The organism is Acidovorax sp. KPB24-03 (genome assembly GCF_057546605.1).
Genome location: NZ_BAAJYR010000575.1, coordinates 1 through 1,758, shown reverse-complemented (window position 1 = coordinate 1,758; position 1,758 = coordinate 1). Strand labels below are relative to the sequence as shown.

Annotated in this window: 2 protein-coding genes and 1 pseudogene; all 3 read left to right on the top strand. The window is 66.7% G+C overall.

What is annotated here, in order from left to right:
- On the top strand, positions 1-270 hold a 270-nt coding region (locus AC27KI_RS24100; protein WP_487116258.1), incomplete at its 5' end, for an FtsX-like permease family protein.
- Positions 271-503: 233 nt separating this feature from the next.
- The gene (locus AC27KI_RS24095; protein ID WP_487116256.1) at positions 504-1,211 is read left to right on the top strand and encodes an IPTL-CTERM sorting domain-containing protein; all 708 of its coding nucleotides are present in this window, start codon (positions 504-506) and stop codon (positions 1,209-1,211) included.
- 71 nt (positions 1,212-1,282) lie between these two features.
- Positions 1,283-1,758: pseudogene (locus tag AC27KI_RS24090) on the top strand (collagen-like protein); the annotation flags it as partial.

Genomic DNA, 1,758 nt, shown 5'->3' with positions numbered 1-1,758 from the left:
CAGGTGCTGGCCGTGGTGGCCGGCGAAGGCGCCGCCTGGACCGCCATCGGTGCCGTGGCAGGCACCGTGCTGGGCCTGGCCGTGTCAGTGGTACTGGTGCACGTCGTCAACCCCCAGAGTTTTCATTGGACCATGGACCTGCGGGTGCCATGGCTGCGGTTGCTGGCGCTGTGCGCGGCCGTGCTGGCCACCGGCACGGTGACCGCCTGGCTGGCGGGGCGCGCGGCCGGGGGACGGCAGGCGGTGCTGGCCGTGAAGGAAGACTGGTAGGCGGGCTGACCTGCATCAACGAATGTGTGATCTGGCCTTCGCCATGGGCGTTTTCCCGAGTGATGCACCATCGTCACAGGCGTTAAATTTTGTTTGCAAGACAGTATTTATTTAGCGATGATGCGGCGTCGATAGTCAATTAGAAAACCGCAATGCGGACTCACACGGACATGGCTGACCGGGCAGGAGTGACCCGGTCGTCGAGCCTGTCCGGTCAAATCAAGGAATTCGGTATGAAACAAGCACTCGGGCGGCTCCTGGTTGGGTTGGCGACCGCTTTGGTCCTGTGCAGCCCCGCTGCCGCGCAATGGGTCTTTCCGCCCGGTTCGTCGCTCGACGTTCCCGCGGGAGGCCAGACGGATCTGGGCTGCTCCGCGCTCGACATGCAAGGCACGCTGAACCTCAATGGCGGCACGGTGACCGTGGACACCGACGCCACCTTCAGTTCGGGCTCCAATGTCACGGGCAGCAATGGCGTCATTTCGGTGGGTGGCAATCTCATCTCCGGCGGCAACATCAATACCGGCAACAACACCGTGGTGCTGCGCGACGGCTGCGATCCCGGCAACACCAGCCAGATCAGCGGCAACTTCGTGTTCCAGAACCTGACCATCTCCAGCACCACCGGCCGCACCTTCGTGCTGCCCGCCGGCACGAATATCACCGTGCTGGGCACGCTCACCGTGCAAGGCGCTCCGGGGCAGAACGTGCAGCTCGTATCGTCCAGCGGCAGCACGGCCGTGGTCAACCTGGGTCCCAACGCCACCGTGGTGCGCAACTTCGCCACCGTGACCGGCACCGTCCAGATCGGCGCCGCAACCGCCGTGGCAGCCATTCCGACGCTCAGCGAGTACGGCCTGATGCTGCTGTCGCTGCTGATCGGCATGGGCATGTTCTGGAAGCGGCGCGACATCGCGGCCCCTTCCCGCCGGATCGGCTGACGGACATCACCAGCGGGCCCAACCGCTGGAAAAGACATTCAACACACTGCTAGACAAGAGAGGGTTTCCCCATGTCCAAGAATCGCCTGCACCGCTACTGGGTCGTTCCCGCACTGAGTTCCGTCCTCGCCCTGCATGCCGCCGGTGTACTGGCCGCGGACATCACCGTCACGCCCCCTGCCGGCGGAGGATTCGTGGTCAAGGGCCAGGGCGGCCAGGAACGCCTGCGCGTGCAAGGCACGGGTGAGGTCTATGTGCCCGGCTTGTCCGCCTCGCCGACCAACGCCAGCCTGACTTGCTACAACGCCGCCACGGGCCAGCTGACGCAATGCGCCCCTGGCGTGGGCACCGGTGCGACGGGCGCCACTGGAGCCACGGGGGCCACTGGCCCCATCGGCGCGACGGGCCCGGTGGGAGCCACCGGGGCCACGGGCGCCACCGGAGCGGGTGTCACAGGTGCCACGGGCGCAACAGGGGTGACCGGTGCCACGGGCGTCACCGGGGCGACCGGCGTGACGGGCGCCACTGGCGCGACAGGGGTGACCGG

Coding starts and splice junctions, on each gene's coding strand:
- AC27KI_RS24095 (WP_487116256.1), top strand. CDS start 504: ATGAAACAAGCACTCGGGCGGCTCCTGGTTGGGTTGGCGACCGCTTTG.